General features: G+C 60.5%; 20 protein-coding genes. All 20 read right to left on the bottom strand.

Annotated elements, in window-relative coordinates:
• Positions 1 to 17: 17 nt before the first annotated feature.
• Positions 18 to 1,595, bottom strand: a complete 1,578-nt coding sequence (locus CAURIM_RS05585; RefSeq protein ID WP_201828355.1) for a peptide ABC transporter substrate-binding protein — start codon at positions 1,593 to 1,595, stop codon at positions 18 to 20.
• A 205-nt stretch (positions 1,596 to 1,800) separates the two neighbouring features.
• Positions 1,801 to 2,724 carry a tetratricopeptide repeat protein gene (locus CAURIM_RS05580; protein WP_070443829.1) on the bottom strand — a complete coding sequence of 308 codons (924 nt, stop codon included), beginning with the start codon at positions 2,722 to 2,724 and terminating at the stop codon, positions 1,801 to 1,803.
• Positions 2,721 to 3,029, bottom strand: coding sequence for an MTH1187 family thiamine-binding protein (locus tag CAURIM_RS05575; protein WP_070443826.1), 309 nt, complete (start codon positions 3,027 to 3,029; stop codon positions 2,721 to 2,723). The genes CAURIM_RS05580 and CAURIM_RS05575 overlap by 4 nt, the downstream gene beginning before the upstream one ends.
• 10 nt (positions 3,030 to 3,039) lie before the next feature.
• Entirely contained in the window at positions 3,040 to 3,324 is a 285-nt protein-coding gene (locus CAURIM_RS05570) for an Rv1322 family protein (protein WP_083313787.1), read from the bottom strand.
• Positions 3,324 to 4,016, bottom strand: a complete 693-nt coding sequence (gene nucS, locus CAURIM_RS05565; protein ID WP_070443823.1) for an endonuclease NucS — start codon at positions 4,014 to 4,016, stop codon at positions 3,324 to 3,326. The genes CAURIM_RS05570 and nucS overlap by 1 nt, the downstream gene beginning before the upstream one ends.
• A gap of 23 nt (positions 4,017 to 4,039) precedes the next feature.
• Positions 4,040 to 4,525, bottom strand: coding sequence for a DUF2550 domain-containing protein (locus CAURIM_RS05560; RefSeq protein WP_201828356.1), 486 nt, complete (start codon positions 4,523 to 4,525; stop codon positions 4,040 to 4,042).
• Positions 4,526 to 4,711: 186 nt separating this feature from the next.
• Positions 4,712 to 5,080, bottom strand: coding sequence for a F0F1 ATP synthase subunit epsilon (locus tag CAURIM_RS05555; RefSeq protein WP_070443818.1), 369 nt, complete (start codon positions 5,078 to 5,080; stop codon positions 4,712 to 4,714).
• A 10-nt stretch (positions 5,081 to 5,090) separates the two neighbouring features.
• Positions 5,091 to 6,539 (bottom strand): F0F1 ATP synthase subunit beta, encoded by a 1,449-nt coding sequence (gene atpD / locus CAURIM_RS05550; RefSeq protein WP_010187062.1) that lies wholly within the window; start codon positions 6,537 to 6,539, stop codon positions 5,091 to 5,093.
• Between the two features lie 3 nt (positions 6,540 to 6,542).
• A complete protein-coding gene (locus CAURIM_RS05545) occupies positions 6,543 to 7,526 on the bottom strand; it encodes a F0F1 ATP synthase subunit gamma (protein WP_070525185.1) in 984 nt (327 codons plus the stop codon).
• A gap of 56 nt (positions 7,527 to 7,582) precedes the next feature.
• The gene (gene atpA, locus CAURIM_RS05540; protein ID WP_070443812.1) at positions 7,583 to 9,223 is read right to left on the bottom strand and encodes a F0F1 ATP synthase subunit alpha; all 1,641 of its coding nucleotides are present in this window, start codon (positions 9,221 to 9,223) and stop codon (positions 7,583 to 7,585) included.
• 60 nt (positions 9,224 to 9,283) lie between these two features.
• On the bottom strand, positions 9,284 to 10,099 hold the full coding sequence (locus tag CAURIM_RS05535) for a F0F1 ATP synthase subunit delta (protein WP_070443809.1): 816 nt from the start codon (positions 10,097 to 10,099) through the stop codon (positions 9,284 to 9,286).
• Between the two features lie 6 nt (positions 10,100 to 10,105).
• On the bottom strand, positions 10,106 to 10,678 hold the full coding sequence (locus CAURIM_RS05530; RefSeq protein WP_070645975.1) for a F0F1 ATP synthase subunit B: 573 nt from the start codon (positions 10,676 to 10,678) through the stop codon (positions 10,106 to 10,108).
• A gap of 45 nt (positions 10,679 to 10,723) precedes the next feature.
• Positions 10,724 to 10,966 (bottom strand): ATP synthase F0 subunit C, encoded by a 243-nt coding sequence (locus CAURIM_RS05525; RefSeq protein WP_010187073.1) that lies wholly within the window; start codon positions 10,964 to 10,966, stop codon positions 10,724 to 10,726.
• Positions 10,967 to 11,064: 98 nt separating this feature from the next.
• Positions 11,065 to 11,877 carry a F0F1 ATP synthase subunit A gene (gene atpB, locus CAURIM_RS05520; RefSeq protein ID WP_070645977.1) on the bottom strand — a complete coding sequence of 271 codons (813 nt, stop codon included), beginning with the start codon at positions 11,875 to 11,877 and terminating at the stop codon, positions 11,065 to 11,067.
• A gap of 445 nt (positions 11,878 to 12,322) precedes the next feature.
• Entirely contained in the window at positions 12,323 to 12,757 is a 435-nt protein-coding gene (locus CAURIM_RS05515; protein ID WP_201828357.1) for a Cg1360 family ATP-synthase-associated protein, read from the bottom strand.
• 16 nt (positions 12,758 to 12,773) lie between these two features.
• Entirely contained in the window at positions 12,774 to 13,949 is a 1,176-nt protein-coding gene (locus tag CAURIM_RS05510; protein ID WP_070443800.1) for an MraY family glycosyltransferase, read from the bottom strand.
• 10 nt (positions 13,950 to 13,959) lie between these two features.
• The gene (locus tag CAURIM_RS05505) at positions 13,960 to 14,637 is read right to left on the bottom strand and encodes an L-threonylcarbamoyladenylate synthase (RefSeq protein ID WP_070443797.1); all 678 of its coding nucleotides are present in this window, start codon (positions 14,635 to 14,637) and stop codon (positions 13,960 to 13,962) included.
• Positions 14,638 to 14,691: 54 nt separating this feature from the next.
• Positions 14,692 to 15,645: a peptide chain release factor N(5)-glutamine methyltransferase gene (gene prmC, locus CAURIM_RS05500; protein WP_201828358.1), complete on the bottom strand. Its 954-nt coding sequence runs from the start codon at positions 15,643 to 15,645 to the stop codon at positions 14,692 to 14,694.
• A gap of 24 nt (positions 15,646 to 15,669) precedes the next feature.
• Positions 15,670 to 16,746, bottom strand: a complete 1,077-nt coding sequence (gene prfA / locus CAURIM_RS05495; protein WP_070443792.1) for a peptide chain release factor 1 — start codon at positions 16,744 to 16,746, stop codon at positions 15,670 to 15,672.
• Positions 16,746 to 18,665 carry a transcription termination factor Rho gene (gene rho, locus CAURIM_RS05490; protein WP_070443789.1) on the bottom strand — a complete coding sequence of 640 codons (1,920 nt, stop codon included), beginning with the start codon at positions 18,663 to 18,665 and terminating at the stop codon, positions 16,746 to 16,748. Before rho ends, prfA begins: the two co-directional genes overlap by 1 nt.
• Between the last annotated feature and the right edge of the window lie 257 nt (positions 18,666 to 18,922).

Raw genomic sequence — 18,922 nt, 5'->3', positions numbered from 1 at the left:
AGTAGGAGACCAGAGCGCTAGTTCTTCTTCACCGCGTAATACACCGGCAGGGACTTCCAGTTGAAGGTCACGTCCTGGACGTTCTCCGACCACCCGCCGACCACGTTCGGGTAGAACAGCGGGATCGAAGGAAGGTCACGCAGCAGAAGCTCTTGCGCCTGGTTGTAGAGCTTCGCGGCTTCCTCCTCATTTGCGGCGCCGTTGGCCTTCACGATCAGCTCATCGAATTCCGGGTTGGAGTACTTCGAGTCGTTGGAAGCTACACCCGTGGTGAAGTTTGGCCCGAGGAAGTTGCCCATGGAGGGATAGTCGGCGAACCACGCCGTGCGGTAGGCACCGTCCATACGCTCGCTGCGGTAGGCATCGCGGAAGGACTTGAAGTCCGGGTAGGGGTTCCCCACGGCTTGAATTCCCAGCGTGTTGCTGATGTTGTTGGCTACGGCATCGGCCCAATCTTTGTTGTCGCCGTCGGTGTTGTAGTTAATGGGGAACGAGCCTTCAAAAGCACCGTACTTCTTATCGGCCTCCGCCCAGAGCTTCTTCGCCTCCTCCGGGTTATAGTTCAGGTTCTCCGAACCGGGCAGGCTGTCGTTGTAGCCATTCAGGACCGGGGAGGTGAACTCGCGGGCCGGTGTGCGGGTGCCGTGGAGGATGGTCTCCGCGATTTCCTCGCGGTTGATAGCCATCGAGATTGCCTTGCGGCGCAGCGCGCCTTCTTCCCCACTAAAGTGCGGGGTCTCCATGTGGATGGACATCTCCAGGTAGGTGGCAGCAGGCTTGGTTTCTTGGCGGTCCCCCAAGTCCTGTTCATAGCTTCCGAAGGCAGAGGACGGGATGGCTTCGAGGACATCGAGGTTATTCGCCAACAGGTCCATGTAGGCCGCGCTGGAATCAGCGTAGAAGGTGAACTCGATGCCGTCGTTCTGCGCGGCACGGTCACCCTTGTACTCTGGGTTCGGCTCGATGATCAGGTTCTGGTTGTGATTCCATTCCTTGATCTTGTAGGGACCGTTCGACACTGGGGATTCGCCAAAGCCCTGCGGGTCCTCCAGTGCGGCTGCGGGGACTGGGAAGTAAGCGTTGTAGCCCAAGCGGCTCGGAAAGTCGCTCTCCGGCTGGGTGAGCTCGATAGTGAAGGTGCGCTCATCGATGACCTTAAGGCCCTCCATCTCCTTGACGCCTTCCCCGTAGCCCTTGATGGAGGAGAAAAAGCTCTCGTTGAGCTGTTCGTTGGCCACCGCGTAATTCCACGTATCGACGAAGGTATCCGCAGTTACGGCAGAACCGTCGGAAAATTTCAGGTCGGGCTTGAGCGTGACCTTGTAGGTCTTCTCCCCTTCCTTGTCGATGGACTCCGCCATCTCGTTGTGCACGTTACCCTCGGCGTCGTAGTACACCAACCCGGAATACAGCATGTCGACGATGCGTCCGCCGCCGTTCTCATTCGTCATTGCGGGGATCAGGCCCTGCTGCGGCTCGGTGCCCAGAACTCGGACATAGTTGGAACCACCGGCGCTATCGGAGCTATCGCTTCCGCAGGCGGTCAGGGTAAAAGCAAGAGAGGCGGCGCCGATGACGCCGAGAAGCTTGCGCATGAGAGTCCTCCTGAAAGAGTCGACCAATTATTGTGTTACATAACACTAGAAGGAATTTAACATGAGGTGCTTCACATAATTGCTTGAACACAAAAAGAACCTCAGGAGAGGACTCATCTGAGCCATCCTGAGGGTTCAGCCCGCGATCGTCCGGAAAGGCCGCTCTAGGGCCCAGCACAAGCTGGGCCCTATTACGACGCCCTCCTTAGTACAACGCGCTGGCCAGCTTCGTGCGTGCGGCGAGCACGCGCGAATCACCGGAATCAAAGAGCCCAAAAAGCTCCAAGAGTCGGGTCTTAAGCTGTTCTTTCTCATCCCCGGCGGTACGCTTCATGGCCTCGATGAGGCGCTCGAAGGCGCGGTCGGGAGCACCGGCAACCACCTCCGCGTCGGCGGCATCGAGCTGCTTGGACACGTCCTCCGGGGCAGCATCCGCCGCAGCGATAGGATCCTCGCTGCGGTTAGCCGGGTCCAGGCGCTTGAGTAATAGCGTGGTGTCGCGGGCCTGCTTAATCTCCACGTTGTCTGGCTCGGCAGCCAGGATCTCCTCGTAGGTAGCAATAGCGGAATCGAAATCGCCGCGGTTGAGTGCGTCCTCAGCCAGGCTCAGGCGCGGATCCGCTGCTTCTTCCTCGGGGGTCTCCCCCGCCACATCTTGGTCAGGCAAGCCCTTGAGCTGGGGGCCGAGCTTGTCGACGATCGCCGCAACCCACTGCTCCAAGTTCTCACGTGGCTGCCCGCCCTCGAAATTGGTGACCGGCTGGCCTGCAGCGATGGCGACAGTGGTCGGCAGATTCTGCACGCCGAAGACCTGCGCCACCTGGGGAACGACATCGGCATTGATGTAGCCCACGATGAACTTCAGGCCACCGGCGGCCGCCATCTCCTCGAAGTCCTTCTTGAGCTGCTCGGAGGCAGGCGAGCGCGGCGAGCCGATCAAGGCGATAACAGGTACCTCGGCAGAGCGGCGCACCAGGTCATTCTCAAAGTTCTGCTCGGTGACCTCGAAGAAGGGCTGCACACCTGCCGAGGCACCAGTAGTGCCCTGTTCCTGTGCTTTCGCCTTGGCCTCCGCCTGCTGCTTGATGGCGCCCAGGTCGAGGGCTCCTCCTACGTACGGTCCAGTCACTTGTTCTCCTCCAGGTAACGGTTAACGGAATCTACTTTTTGGGTTATCTGCCCGCTCACGCCTTCGCGGATATCGGCCTTAATCACCAAGCTCGTGCGCGGCGACACGGCGCGTACGGCATCGGTGGCCTCCTTGATGACCGCGAAGACCTCGTCCCACTCACCTTCAATGATGGTGAACATGGAGTTGGTCTCATTAGGCAGGCCGGAGGCCCGGACAACACGCACGGCTTCGGCCACGGCCTCGGACATTTCAGCGCTTTCATCACCCACAACAGTGGGGGCTACGGAAAAGGCAACAATCATGCCCGCTATCCTACCGCCGGTCCCAGCAGTGCCGGTGCCAGTGGCGGCGGTCCTCACCGCGCCCACCGGTATCCCGTGGCCACGCCACGATATGCGCCACCCCGGGAGGGATGTTCTGATTGCAACCCGGGCACACGTAGTACTTCTGAGCAGCCGCGCTGCCGACGTGCCGCATAACGAAAGGCTCTCCATTAGTCCACCGCGGCCCGGGTACAGTCTGCGATCCGAGGAAAGCACGTCCATCGCGGGGCAATGAACGCGGCTCTTCGCGGATTCTACGATTGCGGCGTGGCACTAGAACAACCGCAGCTCGTTGGATTCGATGCCGCGCAGCTCCTGGTAATCCAGGACGACGCAACGGATGCCGCGGTCCTCCGCCAAGGTCCGTGCTTGGGGCTTGATTTCCTGCGCGGCGAAGACGCCATGCACGGGTGCTAGCAGGTCATCGCGATTCAGCAACTCGAGGTAGCGCGAAAGCTGCTCGACTCCATCAATGCCCCCGCGGCGCTTGACCTCAACGGCGACAAACTCGTTCTTGGCATTCTTGGCCATGATGTCCACCGGCCCGATAGCCGTGGGGTACTCGCGACGCACTAGCGAGTACTTCTCTCCCAACGTTTCAATATGCTCGGCCAAGAGCTCCTGCAGGTGCGCTTCCACGCCATCCTTGACTAGGCCGGGATCTTCCCCCAGCTCCATAGTGATGTCCTGGTGGATCTCAGCAATGGTGATGCGTAGCTGCTCACCCTTCGGGTTCTCCACCAGCCACAGCTTTTCTCCTGTGTCTTCGCCATCGATATCCTCAATCGCCGACTCTTCAAAGGTGCATGGTGGTGTCATCCAGTTCAAAGGCTTGTAGGCGCGGTCATCCGCATGGATGGACACCGAACCATCGGCCTTGATAAGGATGAGCCGATCCGCCATCGGAAGGTGGGCGTCGAGGCGGCCGACGTAGTCTACGGAGCATTGGGCGATGACAAGACGCATGTCCTCTACCCTATCGTTGAGCGCTACTTCTTAGGTAAACGGGTAGCTCGCTGGCGCATCTGGTGATAGTCCAACTTTTCTTGGCACTTCGAAGGGGCTGATTCGACCCACGCATTCAGGGCCATGATGCCCTGCGCATCCGAGGCAATCTCATAGTCCCTACCATCGATGCGAAGCTGGATGATTTGGTGATCCGAGGGCATAAAAGAAGCCTCGTCACCATCCATCGGGCGAGTCTTGCCCAATTCGATGTCGAGGCGATTGAAGCGCTTGTTGGCGCGCGGCATGACGGAGCGGAGCTTGAAGTAGTCCATATACTCGCCGTCATAGCGCACGAGACCATGACGCCAAGAATGAGAGTCCTTCGACGGTAGTTGGCGCAAAAGGATGCTCGTGCCGCGGGAGCGCACGGTGAAAAAGCGCACCGCCGCTAGGATGAGGAAAACCAGAACGACCAGTGCACACAGACCTAAAAGAATTGTTAGCCCCTGAAGCACCTGAGAATTCATGGAATGATGTCCTTCACAGCGAGTACGAAACGATGGATTGATTGTACCGCCGTTGACGGAAGCAACGCTAGTCCTTACCCAAGAACACGAAAGAACCCCACCCCCTCTTATCGAGGTTGTGGGGTTCCTAAGTGAGAGTGGGAAGGGCGGTCATTGCTGCCCGTCGTTTCCCTCTCCGCTCATCCGTTAGCTGTTGAGGCGGCGGGCGGCGCGCAACGCGGCGTCGCCACGAGACCTCGTCAGCTCGCGCTCAGACTTCAGGTCTTCCTGTGCCTGTGCTTCATCGACCTCAGAGGCCCAGATGGACCAATCAGCGAGGACGGTGATCTTGTTCTCGGACACGGAGAGGAAGCCACCCTGGACGGCAGCGACGAGACGATCGCCGTCCACCGGGTGGATGGTCACAACACCATTGTCGATCAACTGACCAACCATGGGCTCATGTCCAGGAAGCACGCCGATCTCACCCTCGGTGGTCTCAGCCGTCACCATGGTGGCCTTTCCGGTCCACAGCAGGCGCTCAACCGAAACCAATTCGGCGGTGATGTCAGCCATGTGCCTCTCCCTACTTCTTCTCGGTCAGCTTCTTGTACGCAGCCTCGACGTCGTCCAAGCCACCCAGGCCGTTGAAAGCCTGCTCCGGGTAGTGGTCGAATTCGCCGTTGCAGATGCGCTCGAAAGCGTCGATGGTATCGGCCAGCGGCACGTAGGAACCCGGCAGGCCGGTGAACTTCTCTGCGACGAAGAAGTTCTGGCCCAGGAAGCGCTCGATACGACGAGCACGCTGAACGGTGATCTTGTCTTCCTCAGACAGCTCGTCCATACCAAGGATGGCGATGATGTCCTGGAGCTCCTTGTTCTTCTGCAGAATACCGATGACACGCTGTGCCACCTCGTAGTGGCGCTCGCCCACGATGGACGGCTCCAGAATACGAGAGGTAGAGGTCAGCGGGTTCACTGCCGGGTAAATACCCTTCGAAGCAATACCACGGTCCAACTCGGTAGTGGCATCGAGGTGGGCGAAGGTGGTCGCCGGAGCCGGGTCGGTGTAGTCATCGGCCGGCACGTACACGGCCTGCAGGGAGGTAATGGACTTACCCTTGGTAGAGGTAATACGCTCCTGCAGCACACCCATCTCATCAGCCAGAGTCGGCTGGTAACCCACGGCGGAAGGCATGCGGCCCAGCAGGGTCGAGACCTCAGAACCGGCCTGGGTGAAACGGAAGATGTTGTCGATGAACAGCAGCACGTCCTGGTTCTGCACATCGCGGAAGTACTCCGCCATGGTCAGACCGGACAGAGCCACGCGCATACGGACTCCTGGCGGCTCGTCCATCTGGCCGAAGACAAGCGCGGTGTCCTGGAGAACGCCCATCTCTTCCATCTCGAGGAAGAGGTCGGTGCCCTCACGGGTGCGCTCGCCGACGCCGGCGAAGACGGAGGTACCGGAGAACTCGCGTGCGATACGAGTAATCATCTCCTGGATAAGAACGGTCTTACCCACACCTGCACCACCGAACAGGCCGATCTTGCCGCCCTTGACGTACGGGGTCAGCAGGTCGATAACCTTAATGCCGGTCTCCAGGATCTCGGTCTTACCCTCCAACTGGTCGAATGCCGGCGGCTCGCGGTGGATACCCCACTGCTCGCCGTCGCGGCCCAGACCCGGCTGGTCAAGGCAGTCACCGAGGGCGTTGAAGACGTGGCCCTTGACCACATCGCCCACCGGGACGGAAATCGGCTTGCCGGTGTCGGTCACTGCGGCACCGCGGACAAGGCCGTCGGTCGGAGCCATGGACACGGCACGGACGAGGTTGTCACCGAGGTGCTGAGCGACCTCAAGGGTGACGGTCTTTGCAACAGCCTCGAGGGTCACCTCGACGGTCAGTGCGTTGTACAGTGCCGGCAGCCCGCCACGCGGAAACTCCACGTCGACGACCGGACCGATGACACGCACCACACGGCCGGCGGTAGCCGACGACTGTGTGTTCTGCTCTTGCAGAGCTGTAGTCATAATCTAGTCACTTTCTGCGCTTTCGGCGAGCGCCCCAGCGCCACCGACGATCTCTGTGATTTCTTGGGTAATCTGCGCCTGACGGGCCTGGTTGGCCACGCGCGAGAGGTCCTTGACCAGCTCGGTAGCGTTGTCGGTTGCAGACTTCATTGCGGTACGGCGTGCGGCGGACTCGGAGGCCGAGGACTCCAAGAACATCGCAAACAGGAGGCGAGAAACGTACTGCGGAAGCAGCGCTTCCATCAGGGTGTCCGCATCCGGCTCGAAGTCGTAATCAGGAGTGATCTGATTATTCGGCTCGGCGTCGGAAAGCGCGGACTCACCCAGGTTGTAGTCCTCTTCCTCGATAACCGGTACCACCGGCAGCAGCTGCTGCACACGCGCGGTCTGGGTCAGCATGGACTCGAACTCGGTGTACACAACGTGTACTTGGTCGAAACCGCGAACGGTCTCGCCCTCCAGGTGGATACCCTCACGGGTCTTGGCCTGGCCATTCGAACCGGCAACGAAGCCGTCGATAATGTGGCGGCGCACGTCGTGCGTCTTTTCCCAGGTCGGATCCTGCGAGAATCCAGTCCAGCTGCCAGCGACCTCGGCCTCACGGAACTTGTAGAAGCCAACGCCCTTATTACCGGTGACGTAGCGGACGGTCTCGAAACCCTCGCTCTTCAGCAGGGCTTCCAGCTCGGCCGCCTTCTTGAAGATGTTGTTGTTGTAGCCACCGCACATACCGCGGTCAGAAGAGACCACGAGAATGGCGGCTACCTTGGCATCTTCGCGTTCCCGGAGCATCGGGTGATCCAGGGACGTGTGCGCCGCCAGCTTGTTGAGCACGCTGGACAGTTCACGTGCATAAGGCTGTGCCGCTTCTACCCTGGCCTGAGCCTTGGTAATGCGCGAGGTAGCAATGAGCTCCTGTGCCTTGGTGATCTTCTTGGTGGAATTGACGGACCGGATACGGTCACGCAGTTCACGAAGATTAGCCATGGTGTTCGCTCCTCCCTTCTTTTTCTAGACGGTTAATTCTTAGAGCGTGCGAAACTCTATTTGGCCGTCTTGCGGGAGACGTTGAGCTCGGTCTTGTTCACGTCATCCGCGGCGAGCGGGTCAACCGGCGCCTCGGTGCCGAGGTTGTGGCCCTCGGTCGTGCGGAAGGACGGAGTGAAGTCCTTAGCTGCTGCAACAAGTGCATCCTTGGACTCGTCGGTCAGAGCGGTGCCGCCCTGGATCTGCTCGAACACCTGCGGGGTTGCAGAGTTGAGGTGATCGTGCAGCTCCTTCTCGAAGCGGCGTACGTCCTCGACGGGAACGACGTCGAAGATGCCCTGGTCTGCGAGGAAGATGGATACCATCTGGTACTCGACAGGCTGCGGGGAGGACTCGGCCTGCTTGAGCAGCTCGACGAGGCGCTCACCGCGCTCCAGCTGAGCCTTGGAGGCCGGATCCAGGTCGGATGCGAAGGCCGCGAAGGCCTGCAGGTCACGGTAGGCAGCCAGCTCAAGACGCAGGTTACCGGCAACCTTCTTCATACCCTTGGTCTGTGCAGCACCACCAACACGGGAGACGGACACACCGACGTTAATTGCCGGACGGACGCCCTGGTTGAACAGGTCGGACTCCAGGAAGACCTGGCCGTCGGTAATAGAAATAACGTTGGTCGGAATGAAGGCGGAGACGTCGTTCGCCTTGGTCTCAATGATCGGCAGTGCGGTCATGGAACCTGCACCCATATCGTCGGAGAGCTTTGCAGCACGCTCCAGCAGACGGGAGTGGAGGTAGAAGACGTCGCCCGGGTAAGCCTCGCGGCCCGGCGGACGGCGCAGCAGAAGGGAAATCGCACGGTAGGCCTCAGCCTGCTTGGTCAGATCATCGTAAATGATCAGGACGTGGTTGCCCTGGTACATCCAGTGCTGACCCAGAGCTGCACCGGAGAACGGTGCCAGCCACTTGAAGCCGGCGGCGTCGGATGCCGGAGCAGCCACGATGGTGGTGTACTCCAGAGCGCCGTGCTGCTCCAGGGTGTGGCGCACACCAGCGATGGTGGAGCCCTTCTGGCCGATGGCGACGTAGATGCAGCGAACCTGCTTGTTCTTGTCGCCAGATTCCCAGTTAGCCTTCTGGTTTAGGATGGTGTCGATACAGACAGCCGTCTTACCCGTCTTACGGTCACCAATGATCAACTGACGCTGACCGCGACCAATCGGGGTCATCGCGTCAATAGCCTTGATGCCGGTCTGCATCGGCTCTTCCACCGGCTGACGCTGCAGCACGGACGGTGCCTGCAGCTCGAGGACGCGGTCCTCTTCAGCGGTGATCGGGCCCATGCCGTCAATCGGCTGGCCCAGGGGGTTAATTACGCGGCCGAGGAATTCCTCGCCCACAGGGATGGAGAGAACCTCGCCGGTCCTCTTGACCTCGTCGCCTTCTTTCAGCGACTCGAAGTTGCCCAGGACCACGACACCGATGGAGTTGGTGTCAAGGTTCTGTGCGACGCCAATCACGCCGCCCGGGAACTCGAGCAGCTCATTCGCCATGACGGACGGCAGGCCCGAAACCTGCGCAATACCGTCAGCTGCCGAAATGACCACGCCGACCTCCTCACGGGAGGCCTCCGCGGAGTAGCTCGAGGTGTAGTTCGCAATCGCGCTACGGATCTCGTCGGAGGAGATCGTCAGCTCCGCCATGTTCTTCCTGCTCTCGGTAGTATCTTCCAGCAATTACTTAATCGTTTCTGTCGTTTCGGCTTATGCCATCTGCGCGCGAAGGCGGGCGATCTTGCCTGCCGTCGAGCCATCGATGACTTCATCGCCGACGCGGATGGTCATACCACCGAGGAGGCTGGTGTCAACCTCAGAGTGGATGGACATCGCACGACCATAAATTTTGCCCAGCTTTTCAGCGAGTGCTGCCCGCTGGCTATCGTTCAGCTCACCCGCAGTGGTCACGCGCGCGATGGTACGGCCCTGCAGCTTGGCTGCGGTGTCCGCCAAACCGGCGAGATCATCAATCGGGTTCTGCTCCGGGCGGCCAATGGCCTGCAGCGCGAGCGCCTCAGTAACCATCGTGACCTTGCCGTAGAGCACGCTTGCCAGCAGCCCGACCTTACGATCGGACGTAGCAGTACGGTCTGAAAGCAGCTGGGTCAGTTCGCCTTCTCGGTCAAGCACGCGCGACAGGGAGAAGAGCTCGTCTTCTACCTGGCCCAGCTTGCCCTCAAACTCAGCGCCACGCAGCAGTGCGCGGCGGCCGAGGATGATGAGGCCACGGGCGATATCACGCGGGCTCGACCACTGTGCGGCGGCGGCCTCCTGCAGCACCTGGAGTGCTACCGGGGTGACCTTCCCGCCGAAAAGGGTCTGTACCAGGGACTTGCGCTCCTCTGCGGTGGCGGCGTCGTCGGTCAGAGCGACGCGCAGTTCGCGGTCGCCGTCGAGGACGCGGACTACCTCGAAGAGGTCCTGGCCTGCCTGGGTAGCAGTCGCTACCGAGCGGTCGCTGGAGAGGAACTCATCCAGCTTGGACTCAGTGGTAGCGAGTGCTTCGCGGCTAGCTGCCTTCATCGTTGCCTACTTTCCGGCCGGTGCCACAGTGTCGAGCTCGGACAGGAAGTTATCAATCGTGGAGGACTGCTTGGTGGCGTCCGAAAGTTCGCCGCCGAGCAGCTTCTCTGCCAGATTGATGGAGTTCTGCCCGATGTCGGAACGCAGCTCAGACACGACCTGTGCACGGGAAGCTTCAAGCTGCTTCTCGCCGGCGGTCAGGATGCGACGAGACTCTTCCTCTGCAGCTTCCTTAGCCTCTGCCTCGATCAGCTTGCCGCGCTCACGCGCCTGCTCACGAATCTCCGCAGCCTCTGCTCGAGCGTCAGCGAGCTGAGCATTGTACTTTTCCAGGGCGGCCTTTGCTTCGGCCTGCTGAGCCTCCGCACGCTTAAGGCCACCTTCGATCCGGTCTTCACGCTCCTGCAGCATCTTGTTGTATGCCGGAAGAACGAGCTTCCAGAACACAAGCAGGATGATGGCGAACGGAATGAGGGACCAGACCAAGTCGTACATCTTGGGCAGAAGGATGGAGTTACCGCTCTCCAGCGGCAGGTGCTCACTTCCCTCTGCTGCAAGGTAGTAAATGACGTTGTTCATGGGGCTCCGTTCTTAAAGTTCGATTTACTTTGTGTAAAGCGCTCTTTAGAACAGGAAGCCTGCAACGAGGCCAATCAGGGCGAGGGCCTCAACGAAGGCGATACCCAGGAACATGGTGGTACGCAGCTGACCAGCCATCTCCGGCTGGCGAGCCATGCCCTCGACGGTCTTGCCGACGAGGATACCGATGCCCAGACCCGGGCCGATGGTTGCGATGCCGTAGCCGATAGCACCGAGACCCTTGAGGGTGGACTCGTCAGCGGCCTGAGCAAGAATGATTTCGTTCATGATGAAAGTCGTTCCCTTTCAATGTTTTCCCACGGATTTGTCCGCGGGGGATGTGGTGGTTTTGGGGTATTTAGTTAACCGCGAGGTTCGCGTTGTTGTTAGTGCGAATCTGCATGCAGCGATAGTTCGATGTATACCGCCGTCAGCAGGGCAAAGATATATGCCTGCAGGAAAATGACGATAATTTCGTAAATCGTGAACAGAACCGCTGCGACCAGCGTCAGGCCACTCATGGCAGTCCAGCCGTTGAACTGGAAGAAGAAGAAGTTCGTTGCCGAGTACAACAGGACCAAAATGAGGTGGCCAGCCAGGAAGTTCGCCATCAGACGAAGAGCCAGCGTGACTGGACGCATGACAAACGTAGAGAAAGCCTCAATCGGCACAACAAGCACGTGCAGCAACGGCGGCAGGTTAGGAATAACCACCGAAGACTTGATGAACTTGCCGAAGCCAAAGCGCTTAGCACCGGCGTAGATCATGGCGATGTACGCGACGGCTGCCAGCACGATTGGCATACCAATACGAGCGTTCGGAGAGATGTTTAGAGCTGGAACAATAGTTGCTACGTTCCAGAACAAAACACCGAAGAAGATCGTGGCCAAGATCGGAAGGAATCGACGTCCTTCCTTACGGCCCAAGATGTCTTCTGCGATGTGAATTCGTACGAAGTCAATCGCATGCTCCGCTACGTTTTGCAATCCTTTAGGAACCAGCTTCGGGTTCCTAAAGGCGACAACAAAAAGGAGCACCAGAATGGCCGCCATGAACAGGCGAACCAGCATGATGCGATCCAAAGCGAACCAACCGTTGGCGAAATCGGCGAACAAGAGATCGACGACTTCACCATCATCGGTTACGTGCCCCGGGAAAAATTCTGGATCCAGTTCGGGTGCGTGAAACTCACCCTTCATGGCCAATGTCGTAACGCTCAGCGTTCTCTCCCGTGTTCGGGCCACACAGCTTGTCGAAGGCTATGTGGTGCGATGGACGTCTCAAGCTCTTTGCCCTGTCCACGGACTCCGTCGCACATCAGCGTAAACAGGGCAAGGATAAACCGTACTTTTTCGGGATAGCATGACGCTAACCCGCGGTAACCCGAAGAGAATGCTATCAGTTCGCCCTCAAGTTTTCGCACGTGGGGGCACCGTTGCGGACCTAAAGCCACAGCCCAGCACCAGAAAGCCTCATAAAAGGCCCGCATTCTGCCAAAACCCTGCTGAGTGTATTTGGTCACATACCCACGTTTTCCCACCTTGACGGGGGTAATGAGCAGGTTGAAAGACGTGTCTTACTACACAAAAAGCCACCCTCCCGGGGTCACCGGAAGCAGTGGCCTGTGATGGAGATCGAGGCACGCTAGGACACGTAGGTCACGTTGGAAGTAATCACACCCCAGACCTCGGTTCCCAGCGTCACCGCCAGCGCTAGCAACACAGTCACAAACAGCGCCATCGTGTCATAGAAGTCCAAGTCCTTAATCAGCAACAGCACCATGATGAGGATGACCACCTTGAGCAACCAGCCGCCGAGCACCACAGCCATCGTGGTCGAGGGAGTAGTCCGCGCGGTAAGGAGCACCGAAGCTGCGGTAAAGAGCACGAAGCCGCCTCCGATACCAGCGCCGACGAGCACTCCCCAGATGCCGGGCAACCCACGAACGCCACCCCAGAGGGCCAGGGATGCGATGGTCACTACGACGAGGCCAATGGCTCCGAGGCGCAGGGCGCGCTTGAGGGGACGACGATGATCGTCATAGGGCGATAGCTCTTCGGAAGTCGTTGAATCAGTCACAGCCCCATACCCTACCTCAGGAGGGATCCGTTTCCAGCACCACGCTAGTCGAGCGCGGCCGGCGTCCAATCTTGCCCTGGCGCAGCGGAATCAAGGTCACGCCAAAGGCTACGAGGAGCGCAAAAACAGCGAGCACCACCGCGACAGGGGCTGGAACGATGGAGAAGGAAACCGCCCCGAAAGCCACCGCGGAGACCCACAAGTAGAGCACCAGAACGGTGCGGCGGTGCGTATGCCCCAGCGACAGCAGCCGGTGGTGGATATGCGCCTTATCGGCAGCGAAGGGCGAGCGCCCCTGCGAAACACGCCGAATGACCGCCCAGACAAGGTCTAGGACTGGAATAAAGACCGCAGCAACAACGACGATGACGGGTGACATCAGCGCCACGATGTCCACGGTGCCGTAGAGGGACATGTTGATCTTGCCGGAGGCTGAGGTCGACGCCGCGGCGAGCAACAAACCAATCAGCATCGCTCCGCTATCCCCCATGAAAATGCGGGAGGGCTCAAAATTATGCGGAAGGAATCCGGCACACACACCAACGAGTGCCGCCGCGATAATCGCCGGCGGATAGGCCGATACGGTACCGCCTTGGTCATGCAGAACAGTCAAGGAGAAGACCAGGATGGCCCCGCCGGCAATCATGCCCAGCCCAGCCGCCAAGCCGTCGAGGCCGTCGACGAAGTTGATGGCATTAATGAGCAGTACGGTAAAGAATGTGGTCAAGAGTGTTCCCTGGACCTGGTCCAGAATGACCGTGGTTCCATCACCAAAAGGCAGAAAGAGAAGCGTCCAGGTCAAGCCCAATCCGCTCATAATGGCTGCGGCAACGAGCTGCCCGATGAGTTTGACCAAAGCACTCAGTTCCAACAGGTCATCCACCACACCGACAACCACGATGGCGGCAGCGGACCAGAGCACAGCGTTCATCTCTGGCGTGACGGGCATAAACCCGCGAGTCAAGGCTGGAAGCTGGCCGGCGAGGTACACTGCGGCGGCAAACCCCGTAAACATCGCCACTCCGCCAAGCTGCGGGGTGGGCTGGGAGTGACTATCGCGCAGGCGGATCTCCGCCACCTGGCCACTGCGCACCAGAAAGGTGCGCACCAGTCCGGTGGTGAGGTAGGTAAACGCCGCGGCGACGAAGATCACCAACGCCAGCTCACGCAGCGGCACTCCGGTTCCAGCCACTGATGTCTCCTTAAGAGGATTGGGAGCCCGGGCGTGTACGCAGGGACTCTGCAGACACTCCGATGACCTCGCCGATCTGCTCGGCGCTCAAAGCACCTTCGCGCAGCAGATACGGGTGTGAGCCGGACAGATCAATGATGGTGGAGGGCTTGCCCACCTCAGCTTCTCCCCCGTCGAGGTAGACCGTGACGGCCTTACCCAGCTGCTGCTTGGCAGCAATCGCAGTGGTCGGCGGAGTCTGTCCAGAGATATTCGCTGAGGACACCGCCATCGGGCCGACCTCGCGGAGGAGCTCGATTGCAATGGGGTGCAGGGGCATGCGCAGCATCACCGTGCCGCGGGTATCGCCCAGGTTCCACGGAAGCGAAGGCGCTTGCGGGACCACGATGGACAAACCACCAGGCCAGAAGGCCTCGATAAGCGTTTGTGCGGTGTCATCCAAAGTGGCGACAAGGCCTTTTACGGTGTCCCAGGATCCCACGAGCACCGGCACCGGCATGTCGGGGCCGCGGTGTTTGGTGGCCAGCAGGCTCGCAACGGCGTCATTATCGAAGGCGTCGCAGCCCAACCCGTAGAGCGTATCGGTGGGCATGACCACGAGCCGCCCTGACTTGGCAGCCTTGACGGCAAGGGCCATTCCTTCTTCGCGTTCTGCCGCGTCCGCACAGTTATAAATCTGTCCCTGCATTGGTCTCTCCTTTAATTCCGTTCCTATCGGCTTGTCGACCAATCTTCGACCAATCTACTGTACTCCCCGTTCGGCCGTGACAAAGCGGGCGGTGCCAGTCAGATCCTTAAGTACCTCGATGTGCGTGAACCCGCCATTCGCACGCAGGGCTTCCTGCACCAGTTCAGACGTGTCATCATCGTGTTCAATACCCACCTTTCCGCCGGGGCGAAGCAGTGCGGCGATGGTCGGAATCATCGCTGTGATGGTCTCCATGCCGTCTGCTCCCCCAAACACCGCCTCGTGGGGGTCTTGGTAGACCTCTGGATCCAGGTCCGGGGTCTCGGGGACATAGGGCGGGTTGGTCAGCACGAGGTCGACGGTGCCGTGCAGCTCCGAAAGCACATATGGATCCGTCACGTCGCCCTGGACCAGCTGCACATCACGGTCATGACGTGCAACGTTGCGGCGGGTGTAGGCCAAGGCGGCGTCGGCAAGCTCCACTGCCCACACCTCGGCCTGCGGCACGTAGTGGGCGACGTACAACGCCAGTGCACCGGATCCGGCGCACAAATCCACGACGCGGGGAGGGTGCGCGTTAGTCTTCGTCTCCCATGAGTTAAGTTTCTTCGTCTCCCATGAGTTAAGTTTCTTCGTCTCCCATGAGTTAAGTTTCTTCGTCTCCCACGAGTTAAGTTTCTTCAGAAACTTAACTCCCCAGTCGGCGAGCGCCTCCGTCTCTGGGCGCGGGATGAACACACCGGGGCCGACCTCGAGTTCGAGGGGGCCAAACCACGCCGCTCCTAGGATGTGCTGGAGAGGCTCGCGCGCTTCACGACGCCCCACCAACGCCCCATATGCCACGTCAAAGCCGGGGATCGGAGCTTCGTTTAGCGGGATATCCATGTGGCCGCAGTGAATGAGGTGGGCAGCCAACAGGCGCGCATCCCACTCGGGTGAGGGTACCCCGGCAGCGCGAAGGCGCTCCGTGGCATCACGAAGCGCCTCCTTATAGGTGTGAAAAGTCACCGTATCTAACCGTGCCTTAGCCTTCTAGCCTTCGGCCTCAAGGCGCTCCGCGCGCTCCTGGGCTTGCAGAGCTTCGATGAGATCCTGCATATCGCCGTCGAGCACGGAGTCAAGATTATTGGCCTTGTAACCAATGCGGTGATCGGTGATGCGGTTCTCCGGCCAGTTATAGGTGCGGATGCGCTCGGAGCGGTCCATGGTGCGCACCTGGGAGGCGCGCTGCTCGCCGGCCTCGGCCTCGCGGGCCTCGCGCTCCATCTGGTCCAGGCGAGCCTGCAGCACCTGCAGGGCACGCGCCTTGTTCTGAATCTGCGAGCGCTCCTTCTGACAGGTCACCACCAGGCCAGTGGGCAGGTGGGTAATACGCACAGCGGAGTCAGTGGTGTTCACGCCCTGACCACCCTTACCGGAGGAACGGTAAACGTCGACACGGATGTCCTTGTCATCGATATTGACGGAGTCGATCTCCTCCGGCTCCGGGTAGACCAGCACACCAGCAGCAGAGGTCTGGATGCGGCCCTGGGACTCGGTCACCGGCACGCGTTGTACACGGTGGACGCCGCCTTCAAACTTGAACACGCTCCACGCGCCATCGCGCGAGGGGGTCTTGGACTTGAAGGAGATGGACATATCCTTCACTCCGCCAAGGTCAGACTCGTTGAGGCCCAGGACCTCCCACTGGAAGCCTGCCTTGTCGGCGAAGCGCTCGTACATGCGGGCCAAGTCACCGGCGAAGAGCGCTGCCTCTTCGCCACCAGCACCGGCCTTGATCTCCATGATGATGTCCTCGGAGTCATGCTCATCGCGCGGGGCTAGGAGGTCCGCGAGTTGCTCCTCCAGCTGCACGACGAGCGGCTCGAGGCGGTCAACCTCAGACTGGAACTCGTGATCCTCGTAGGCCATCTCCTTGGCGTCGGCCAAATCCTGGCGGGCCTGCACCAGCTCTTCGTTGACGGCGACGATGGGGCGCAGCTCAGCGTAGCGCTTGGACAGCTTGCGGAATTGCGACTGATCCCCGGCTACGTCTGGGTCAGCCATCTGCATTTCGATGCCTTGGTACTCGGAGATGATGTCATCAACGAGGGAAACCTGGTTAGACATTACTTGTAGTCCTCCTCGTCCGTGTCTGCCGCCATGGGCGCGGACGAAGCGACCTGCATGAGGAACTCGCCATTAGAGCGGGTCTTCTTGAGCTGCTTGATGAGCAGGTCAATGGCGGCGAAGGAGTCCAAGCCGGAGAGGATGCGGCGCAGCTTGGTCATGATGCGTGCCTCCTCCGGAACGAGCAGGAGCTCGTCCTTGCGGGTACCGGAGGGGTTGACGTCCACGGCCGGGAAGATGCGGCGCTCGGAGATAGCGCGGTCAAGCTTGAGCTCGGCGTTGCCGGTGCCCTTGAACTCCTCGAAGATGACAGTGTCACCGGTGGAGCCGGTCTCCACCATCGCGGTGGCGATGATGGTCAGCGAGCCGCCATTTTCGATGTTGCGGGCAGCGCCCAAGAAGCGCTTCGGCGGGTACAGGGCGTTGGAGTCCACACCACCGGACAGGATGCGGCCCGACGCCGGGGAGGAGTTGTTGTACGCACGGCCTAGACGGGTGATGGAGTCGAGCAGAACGACGACGTCCTTGCCCTGCTCCACCAAGCGCTTGGCGCGCTCGATAGCCAGCTCTGCCACCGAGGTGTGCTCTGACGGAGGGCGGTCGAAGGTGGAGGCAATGACCTCACCGTTGACGCTGCGCTGCATGTCCGTGACCTCTTCGGGGCGCTCGTCCACGAGGACCACCATGAGGTAACACTCCGGGTTATTCGTGGCGATGGCGTTGGCGATGTTCTGCAGGATCGTCGTCTTACCAGCCTTCGGCGGGGAGACGATGAGCGCGCGCTGGCCCTTACCAATCGGCATGATGAGGTCGATGACGCGAGTGGTGAGGATCTTCGGGTCCGTCTCCAGGCGCAGGCGCTGGTTCGGGTACAGCGGGGTGAGCTTGGCGAAGTCCGGGCGCTCCTTCGCGGTGGACGGATCCAAGCCGTTGACGGTGTCGACCTCCACCAGCTGGTTGTACTTGCGGCGGTTGCGGCCGTTGCCGTGGGTGTGGGTCGGGCCGGAAACTTTGACCTTGCCGGTCAGGGCGTCGCCTGAGCGCAGGCCAAGGCGGCGCACGAGGTTGTTGTTGACAAAGACATCGGAGCTCGCCGCGCGGTAGCCGGTGGTGCGCAGGAAGGCCACGTTGTTGTCCACGACCTCGAGGATGCCGCCGACTACCTGCACTTCATCGCCCTCGCGGATCTGCAGGTCATTGCCACCGTTGCCGCCGCCATCGCGGTCACGCCCGCGGCGGTTGCGACGGTTACGGCGGTTGCGGCGGCCTCCGCCGCCGTTGTTGTCATCATCGTTGCGGTGGTTATCGCGGCGGTTGTTATTCTGGCCACCGCCGTTATTGCCGCCGTTATGACCGTTGCCACCGTTGCCGTGGTCACCGTTGTCGGAGTTCTTTCCGCCACGGGACTGGTTGTCCTCGGACTTGCCGTTGTTGTCCTCGGCGCCATTGTCATTCCCGTTGCCCTTGGACTCTCCGCGGGCCTCGCGCTCCTGACGGCGCGCACGGTTGCGGCGAGCACGGCGGGCCTGGGAGCGGGACTCGTAGCGCTGCTCGTCGTGGCCGTCCTTGTGCTCGGACTCCTGAGCACCGTCCTCACCCTTCTGGGCGTTCTCGGATTCCTGCTGTGGCTGGTCCTGTTTCTTCTTGTCCTGCTCCGGCTGCTCGGAGGCCTGGTCAGCAGCACCGGCGGGGCGCGAGGCCTTGCGGGCCGCGCGACGCGGCTGTGCGTCCTTAGCCTCGCCCTCGGCAGCAGCCTTTGCGCCGCGTGCCGGAACCTGGCCGGTGGTCAGTGCAGTGATGAGGTCCCCCTTGCGCAGTCCAGAAACGCCGCGAAGTCCGCGCTCCGCAGCCAGCTTGCGCAATTCCGGCAGCTTCAGGGATGCGAGATCCTGTGCTGCGGTCTTGTCCGTATCGCTCACGGATATCCTTTCGTCGCTTCACCAACGCGCGCTGTCTTATCTGCCGCACCTGCACTGTGTGTGGTGCTGTTCCAAGCGGGCGTTGGAAGCCAGTGTGTAATTGAGATGGTCCACCGCCACCAGCGAGTTCACGCGACCGCGATCCCCGTGGGCGGTGGTTTTCTTTGGCTCTCCCCCCTCTCCGGCCCTGCGGTACGGAACATGAAGAACTCCTTGCAGAACTCCTGAAAAGTTCTCAAGGAAGCGGCCGCGGGTCA

Origin of the sequence: Corynebacterium aurimucosum (assembly GCF_030408555.1) — a bacterium.
In the GTDB taxonomy this organism is placed as follows: Bacteria; Actinomycetota; Actinomycetes; order Mycobacteriales; family Mycobacteriaceae; genus Corynebacterium; species Corynebacterium aurimucosum.
The sequence above is the reverse complement of the archived record's forward strand: the minus strand, read 5'-3'. Positions and strand labels throughout refer to the sequence as shown.

Coding starts and splice junctions, on each gene's coding strand:
- CAURIM_RS05530 (WP_070645975.1), bottom strand. CDS start 10,678: ATGAACAACGTCATTTACTACCTTGCAGCAGAGGGAAGTGAGCACCTG.
- atpB (WP_070645977.1), bottom strand. CDS start 11,877: ATGAAGGGTGAGTTTCACGCACCCGAACTGGATCCAGAATTTTTCCCG.
- CAURIM_RS05525 (WP_010187073.1), bottom strand. CDS start 10,966: ATGAACGAAATCATTCTTGCTCAGGCCGCTGACGAGTCCACCCTCAAG.
- CAURIM_RS05535 (WP_070443809.1), bottom strand. CDS start 10,099: ATGAAGGCAGCTAGCCGCGAAGCACTCGCTACCACTGAGTCCAAGCTG.
- CAURIM_RS05585 (WP_201828355.1), bottom strand. CDS start 1,595: ATGCGCAAGCTTCTCGGCGTCATCGGCGCCGCCTCTCTTGCTTTTACC.
- prfA (WP_070443792.1), bottom strand. CDS start 16,746: ATGTCTAACCAGGTTTCCCTCGTTGATGACATCATCTCCGAGTACCAA.
- atpD (WP_010187062.1), bottom strand. CDS start 6,539: ATGACTACAGCTCTGCAAGAGCAGAACACACAGTCGTCGGCTACCGCC.
- CAURIM_RS05575 (WP_070443826.1), bottom strand. CDS start 3,029: ATGATTGTTGCCTTTTCCGTAGCCCCCACTGTTGTGGGTGATGAAAGC.
- nucS (WP_070443823.1), bottom strand. CDS start 4,016: ATGCGTCTTGTCATCGCCCAATGCTCCGTAGACTACGTCGGCCGCCTC.
- CAURIM_RS05560 (WP_201828356.1), bottom strand. CDS start 4,525: ATGAATTCTCAGGTGCTTCAGGGGCTAACAATTCTTTTAGGTCTGTGT.
- atpA (WP_070443812.1), bottom strand. CDS start 9,223: ATGGCGGAGCTGACGATCTCCTCCGACGAGATCCGTAGCGCGATTGCG.
- CAURIM_RS05555 (WP_070443818.1), bottom strand. CDS start 5,080: ATGGCTGACATCACCGCCGAATTGGTTTCGGTTGAGCGCCTGCTGTGG.
- CAURIM_RS05545 (WP_070525185.1), bottom strand. CDS start 7,526: ATGGCTAATCTTCGTGAACTGCGTGACCGTATCCGGTCCGTCAATTCC.
- CAURIM_RS05505 (WP_070443797.1), bottom strand. CDS start 14,637: ATGCAGGGACAGATTTATAACTGTGCGGACGCGGCAGAACGCGAAGAA.